Source organism: Tenacibaculum sp. (genome assembly GCF_048269885.1).
Taxonomy (GTDB): Bacteria; Bacteroidota; Bacteroidia; order Flavobacteriales; family Flavobacteriaceae; genus Polaribacter.
The window spans coordinates 1-6,928 of the sequence record NZ_JBLWTZ010000043.1 but is presented as its reverse complement, the minus strand read 5'-3'; the positions used below and the strand labels follow the sequence as shown (position 1 = coordinate 6,928).

8 protein-coding genes are annotated in these 6,928 nt (G+C 36.7%); 1 reads left to right on the top strand and 7 read right to left on the bottom strand.

The genetic code is table 11. The features are described from left to right. Window positions 1-255 precede the first annotated feature (255 nt). Window positions 256-558: a hypothetical protein gene (locus ACN0WY_RS17155; protein WP_138533976.1), complete on the top strand. Its 303-nt coding sequence runs from the start codon at window positions 256-258 to the stop codon at window positions 556-558. A gap of 2 nt (window positions 559-560) precedes the next feature. Here the strand turns inward: ACN0WY_RS17155 and ACN0WY_RS17150 are convergent, their stop codons facing one another. The 7 genes from ACN0WY_RS17150 to ACN0WY_RS17120 form a co-directional block, all read right to left on the bottom strand. Next, window positions 561-1,334 (bottom strand): PRTRC system ThiF family protein, encoded by a 774-nt coding sequence (locus ACN0WY_RS17150; protein WP_138533975.1) that lies wholly within the window; start codon window positions 1,332-1,334, stop codon window positions 561-563. A gap of 69 nt (window positions 1,335-1,403) precedes the next feature. Further along, window positions 1,404-2,129: a hypothetical protein gene (locus ACN0WY_RS17145; RefSeq protein ID WP_417801161.1), complete on the bottom strand. Its 726-nt coding sequence runs from the start codon at window positions 2,127-2,129 to the stop codon at window positions 1,404-1,406. Window positions 2,130-2,184: 55 nt separating this feature from the next. Further along, window positions 2,185-3,483 carry a hypothetical protein gene (locus ACN0WY_RS17140; RefSeq protein ID WP_417801160.1) on the bottom strand — a complete coding sequence of 433 codons (1,299 nt, stop codon included), beginning with the start codon at window positions 3,481-3,483 and terminating at the stop codon, window positions 2,185-2,187. An 89-nt stretch (window positions 3,484-3,572) separates the two neighbouring features. Further along, on the bottom strand, window positions 3,573-3,800 hold the full coding sequence (locus ACN0WY_RS17135; protein ID WP_175079687.1) for a PRTRC system protein C: 228 nt from the start codon (window positions 3,798-3,800) through the stop codon (window positions 3,573-3,575). An 11-nt stretch (window positions 3,801-3,811) separates the two neighbouring features. Then, complete coding sequence (locus ACN0WY_RS17130; protein ID WP_417801159.1) at window positions 3,812-4,282, bottom strand: hypothetical protein; 471 nt, start codon at window positions 4,280-4,282, stop codon at window positions 3,812-3,814. A gap of 89 nt (window positions 4,283-4,371) precedes the next feature. Next, complete coding sequence (locus ACN0WY_RS17125; RefSeq protein ID WP_417801158.1) at window positions 4,372-6,051, bottom strand: PRTRC system ParB family protein; 1,680 nt, start codon at window positions 6,049-6,051, stop codon at window positions 4,372-4,374. A gap of 123 nt (window positions 6,052-6,174) precedes the next feature. After that, the coding region (locus ACN0WY_RS17120; protein ID WP_417801157.1) for a hypothetical protein at window positions 6,175-6,928 on the bottom strand (754 nt) is incomplete at its 5' end.

Genomic DNA, 6,928 nt, shown 5'->3' with positions numbered 1-6,928 from the left:
GCCTGATGTATCGCACTCACATCTGATTCAATAATAATTTCTCGATTGTCAGCTAGCATAGTAACCCCTCGCATTAATACACTAACTCTATATCAACAAACCCAACCTAATACTTAAAAAAAAGATAAATTCAGGTAATAAATTACTAAACAAAGGTTAAACAATGAAAAATTGTTTAATTTTGCAGTTTTTTCGACATGCCCAACTATGAGTAGATGCTAATTTGATGGGGATATTAACAAAGGAGCATATTGTATGAGTTCTACATTGAGCAAAATGATCGTGAAAATTAGCAGCGGTAATTCAAAACGAACTGTTGATGAACAGGTGAACGTGGGATACCAATTTATCTTGTTCGTGCTATTCATTTGTTTTGGTGCAAGCCTATATTTAATAGCTAATGCAGCAACATTAATTATTTTATTTAGACTTGTCGTTCCAGCTTTAATCTGCGGATACATTGCAAAGTGCATTATTGATGTATTGAGAGGTGGGAAAGCCGCCAAACTTGAAGCGTCAAAGGAATTAGCGGCAATGCGAACTGGTGAAAATAGCTAACCTTAAGAGTTGTAACCTAGCACTTGCCAGCAAACAGGGTCTATTTTTAAAGGTTTTACTGTCGCACTCTCTAAATCGACATAAGAACCATGATGCGAAATAGATCCCTTTCTTAATAACTCCCACAAAAGCCTTGTTGCTTCCAGTACAACCTTTTTGTTAATTCCATACTCTTGCTTACGTAGAGCTTCTATGTGGCTACAAGAGTCCTCGTCAACATCAACAATACTCTCTAATTGGGGGTATAAATCAAACACATTGGGTAGCTTATTAATTTGCTCGTAAGCGTGACCTAAAATAATCTGACCTGATGCGCGTCCGTTACCCAAATCTAACCACATAAGTGATTTATTATAACGAGAACCACGATTATCATTAGCAAAAAAACGCCCCAAATCAGCACGAACCTTTGCTTTATCTACACAAGTAACCACCAAGTCATAGTTTCTATAATCAAATACCTCTGGCAGTAAACGCTCATTTTTATATTTCCAACTCAAATTGCCATGTAAATTAAATCTTGAAACAAGCGTTTCAGCTTTATACATACCAACATCAACAGGATAAAATCCTTGCCTACCGACATTTGATTCACTCACTTTATCATCGTCATACACACTGATGTTTAAGTGAACTTGATGATTAGTGACCTTTCGCAATAAATAATCAAGTTGAAAACATTCTGATAAAAACGCAGATCCTGTACCACCCGCACCAATAACTAATACATTTAATGGTTTAGAAATCCACTCTGATGGAATTGAAAACGTGTTCATTTTTTAACCCTTTTAATGTGACCGGACATACAATGTGAATTATTCACTATCAATCTGAATGTGAAATATTCACAAGGCCGAGCTTAAAAACTCTCCCAAACGCATAAATCGATTTAACTCTCGCATTCTTACTTTTGCATTACTTAGGCTCTTTGTGTTGGCTTTAGCGCTCCAAAATGCGAGCAAATTTTGCGTTGTTACAACTTCCTTTGCTTTAAGGGTCTTTTCGTGGTTTACGTGAGTGAAGTTTGAGGCCAGTACAGTTTTCTCAACATCATTCATGCATTCAGCAATTGATATGATCTTTTTGGGTAAAGTTGCATTTCCTTGGCAAACAGCTCCATTCGAATAAATATTCATCAGTGGCGCATGATACAAATGCGTATTTTCATTGGGTCGTTGATTACTTGGCAAAGCAAACACAATTAACCCATTAGGTTCTCCTTGTTTATCTTTTTCCAAACAAAAAAGAAGGGCAGGGTAGATAATTGAAAATTCAGTCTTGGCGTTATGACTTCTATACCAAAAAATTCCTTTATGAGAAGGTTTGTGCCATACCAGCGCTTTACTGTTATTTAAGATCACATTGCTTGGCAGCAGTTCTAAATCATCGGTCTTAGTTTCAATTTTTTTAGGTGAGAGTTGTGTGCGCATTATTTCTATACATTCTGGTACATCAATGTATTCACCTAACTTCATGCCATCACTATCAATCATGTGCTTTGTTGCACAAAAGATATTGTTCGCAGATTGCCCATGAAATACAAGAGCAACCTGTGGTGTATGATTATTCATTTTTATCTCCGAATTTAGAAGGTAAAAACAGAATACCCAACGATGATAAACGCGCTTAACTTGAAACTAAAACCCCTATTAACACATCAGCCATACGCATTTGCTTTAATGCATCCAGACAACGGACATCTGTTAGGTCAATTTTTAATTCTCCGTTTTCACAAGTGTCATTGAAGTATTGATTTAAGTTATTTAAAGCCGCTGTATCATTAGCTAAATCAAAACTAATAACACGTAAATCCGAAACAATTACATCAGAACAAGTTTCAAAATAATTAACCAAATCATATTGGCAATGAGAAAGTAATAGCTCACTAAGGACTTTCAATTTATAAGCGAGTGGATGAGATACAAGGGGGTTTTGTGTATCAGACCAATTCTGTAACACAGCTAAAATATTGTTGAGACTAGTTTTCAAATCATCATAGAAAAACAGATCATTAAATAAACCGTCATTATGAAGGTCAAAGTTAAACTCTATACAGTCTTTTAAACTAAAGATCAGGCTATCAATATCGCCATACATATCAATAAATTCTTCTGCCACTCCTGAGTGATGTTCATTAAGAAACAAAGCCAATTCTTCATCTTCAAGCTCAAATACAGACTCTTTCAATGCATTACGACTTTCAGAACTTAGATCTCGTACATATTCCATCAATTCCTGATCAACACTGTGCGAGTACATCAAATCGAGCGATGTATTATAAGTACCAATACAGGCTAAAACATTGATTAAATTCACTGTCAGATCTCTTAATGGCTTTGGCTTATCTTTTAAATCAATATCAAGCACAGCCAGACCTTGACCATACGTAAACTTCAAGTAGGCATCTGGAGATGAATAATAGGTATATTTAGAAGCCTCAAAGAACACAGATTCAATGTCTAGCTCTACAGTCCTAGTCATAAAATCAGCAATTTGTTCATTAGTTGATAACCCAAACTCTTTGAGCTTACTTAACCAAAACTCTTTGTAATCACTGAGTTGAGATTCAATTGCGTTAATAGTTAAGTCATGTAGGTCTTTAAGTGCCAAAGCCTGCTTGACTGTATTCACTTCACTCGTTAGAACACTTTCAAGCAACTCATCGGCTAATGAATGCTTTTGAATCCCTTGTAAAAAAGGTTTCCAAGAACTCCAGTCATCTGCCAAGGTTGTCAAATGACCTGCCGCTAAAAGGGTTTGCTCATCTATTTTTTCTTTTGCTTGAGGCGTTATCATTGGGACAACACCGTACAGCTGTTGATGTGGAAGAGCTACATGAGCGGGGGTAACCACTTCCCTTTGTAAGGGCATGGCTGCTTGGGTAAGCGACCAAGCTCCAATTTCCTCTGTACGTGAGATGAACATTCTTCTGAGACTCCTTTTTTTGTTGAGTTTATCTTTTCTATTTGCGCATCAAGCGCCAAAAGGCGCTTATCGAAATTGCTTACCATAAATCATCCATTTGTTTTTACAGGCGGAACTTGGATTGTGTATTCCATATACCGACCACAACTAGACAATATACCGTCACTTTCATAAATACGTGTAAAGCGTACCATCGGGTACTGCGTAGAAAGTAATTCAACAACTTCATCAAGTGAACCACTAGGAATCGGATCTGCTAACTCAATTGAACCTAAAATAAATTTACGCTCTAAATTCTCTAAACTTTCAAATTGCATTGTCACACCCCTTATAGCGAATCAGCTTGCTCATCATCAAAATCTGAAAGATCTTCATCAACTGTGATGTTTGGCTCTGCATTAACAGTTGATTCATTATTTATCGTTACAGAGCCCTCAGAAGCGCCGACAGAGGACGTTGCAGCATCTAATGATGATTTGACACCAACAAGTGAGTTATAGCTTGCAGCAGCGCTTACAAACGAATCTGTGTACTGAGTAATGTAGTCAGCGAAGTTAACATCTAGCTCGCCAATATCACCTTTGGCAATAAGTGGCTTAGAAAGCGCTGTTCGTAACCTAAGTTGCGCCGACTTATCACGCTCATTTAATTTTTCAATCGCACCTTCAAGCTCAGGAGAGTTAGATGGGTATAACTGAGTGTTCAATACCACTTGAGCGCCGTTATCAGTTAATTTAATTGAAAGCTGTACTTGTTTCGCACCTGCTTGCTGCATTAGGTTTGCAATAGACTGAATCATATTTATATCTCGTTTTTAAAAGTAAATTAATTAGAACATGGGAAAAAAAAGGGGCAACTTCATCTTAAGAAACCCCAAAGGGAGGGAAATTATTTTAAGTGCTTGAAAATTGTGTCAGGCGCAAAAGAAGACCAATCAAAATTAAAAGCGAGAATAGCTTTAATAAAGTCACCTTTTGATTTAGCAGCAATTTTAGAAAATGAATGCTTGGCTGATTTGTTAGCTTCACAATCATTAAATGCCTTATCAAAACCAGCACTAACACACAGACCTTTAATACCCGCACCTGTATAGTTCTTTAATACTTCCTCAGAGGGATTCCACGCTGCGGTTATAATGTCTTTTGCGTTATCAAGTGTTGCCATAGCGCTAATCATTAAGGCTTGTTGTTGAAACACAAATCGACTATCTACAGTTTTTGCGCTACTTGATACACTCGCTGTTACGGCTTGATTTATAGCTTCTTGAATTTGCTCATTTGAAATTGGTTTACATGCCAAAACGTTTTCATTAAAACTATCTGATTTTTTGAAAAATGCTGGCTTATAACCTGTCGTAATAGCCATTGAGGCAAGCACAACACCATTTACGTACCAAGCTTCATTCGCAAATATTTTTTCAGCTTCTTGATGAATTAACTTCTTTTCAAGCTCAAGAACAGCACTAGGTGTTTTTTGTGCCACTGGTTGAGGTTTTTTGGTTGATATACTCGCACTTTTTGAAGTCGAGGGTTCTGTAGAGTTAGCTTTGCTTTCAGCTTCAATTTCTTCTTGAGTATTATCTGGTTCATTAAATGCTTTCACACATTTTGCAAAGCAAACCTTATCAATACATTGCGACTCTAATGTTTGCCCTTCACGACCAGAACGATCATCCATAATCACTACATTCGATTCACAAGATGCACAACCTTCGTTGTATTGTGATTCACCAACACTGGTACTAGAAACTGTATTCCTGTCAGCGCTTGAACATTCAACTAATAATATTACTGTGCCGTATTTTTCTTCTGCTAACTTCTTTTGGTCTTTCAGCCATTCATCGGTTTTAACATTCCAGCATGATAGCTTTGCACACGCCGCTTTATCACTAACGTTAAAGTCAAACATACCAATCTGGTGTGAAGTGTTATGAGGACAAGCTGTACAGTCTTTGGTGTCAAATTTTGCTGTATGTAAATACTTCTTAGCCTTTCCAGCACGTTGCTTTAGATACTCAACGCTCCAATTTTCATTGATGATGTTACCTAATGTGCCGATTTGTATCTTCTCTGAAAAGCTCGATAAAATGGTTGCGTGACCAATCTTAATTTTATTTTCGTTTAATGCGTTTAATACATCATCACAACAACGTAATAACTGAACACGGTCATTTAATTTTTTTTGAGTCCAACCTAATCGCTCGGCTGCGGCTGAATAATCACCTTGATACATCGTAATAAATTTTTGCGCTGCCTTTGATTCATCAACAATGGTTAAATCATCTCGCACTAGGTTTTCAATTAACTGAGCTTCATACGCTTCATTGTCAGTCATTGGCTTTATAAGTGCTGGTATATCGTCGAAACCAAGCTCAATACACGACTCCCAGCGACCAAAACCTGCTACCACTTCAAACTTAGACTCGTTTGCTGTTGGACGAACAAGAATTGGCTGTAATACCCCTCCAGCTTCCTTGATAGATTCGGTTAAATTTTTACGCGCCTCACGATTATTTTTTTCACGTGAGTTTCCTAATGCAAATGGTACTAACTGAACTGTTTTTAGCACTTGTACTTCTACATTGTTTTGATTATTCATAACTGATTTCCTAATTTGTTTCTCTTGACTGGAAATAAGGTATCAAGGTGTTCAAAACGCGCATTTTTTACGATAAAAATAGCGCTAGATAAACTAGCGCATAGACATGATCACACTGTGGATATTGGCGTTATCAGGGTCAGTGATTTTGAGGAGAGCTTTTGAAGTGAAAGATATACAAACAGAGTTTGATTTTATGCTTTTAACAGCATCGAACAGGTAATTTGGGTTTAAGGTAAATTCAGGTTCATAACCATCGGATACATTTGCTTGTAATAATTCAGTATTTACTACATCGTCAATTTCATTTCCTTTATCCGCATTTGCATTTAGTAATAATTCCTGCCCTTTTAATGAGATTGTTAACTTTGCTATTTTTGCACTTTGAACAAAGCCCTTAATTCGTTTTACAGAGTCAAGCAACTCACTTTTAGCAATTTTAATGGATTGAAATAACTCAGTATTTAAAATCTCACTTACGTCTGTAAACTCAGTGGCAACGAACTTTGAGCCATATACTGTTCCTCCAGTTGAGCAATAGAAATGGCTATCATCAAAGAAAAAGCCCAAAGTACCATCAGTCTGTGCTTGGAGAAGCATTTCAGCAAGCTTAAATGGCAAGATACCTTTCAAATCATCTACAGAATTTTCTAACTGAACAATATCCGTAGCCAATCTATGACCATCACTAGTGTATAGCTTCATCTGATGAAAATTTATAGAAAAGTTAATATGATTTAGGAACGGCCTTACATCGTTATTCGCCTTGGCATAAAAAATACCAGAAATAGCAGACTTAAATGACTCAGCATCACAAGAAAATTGAAAGCCAATAGGAATTACAATT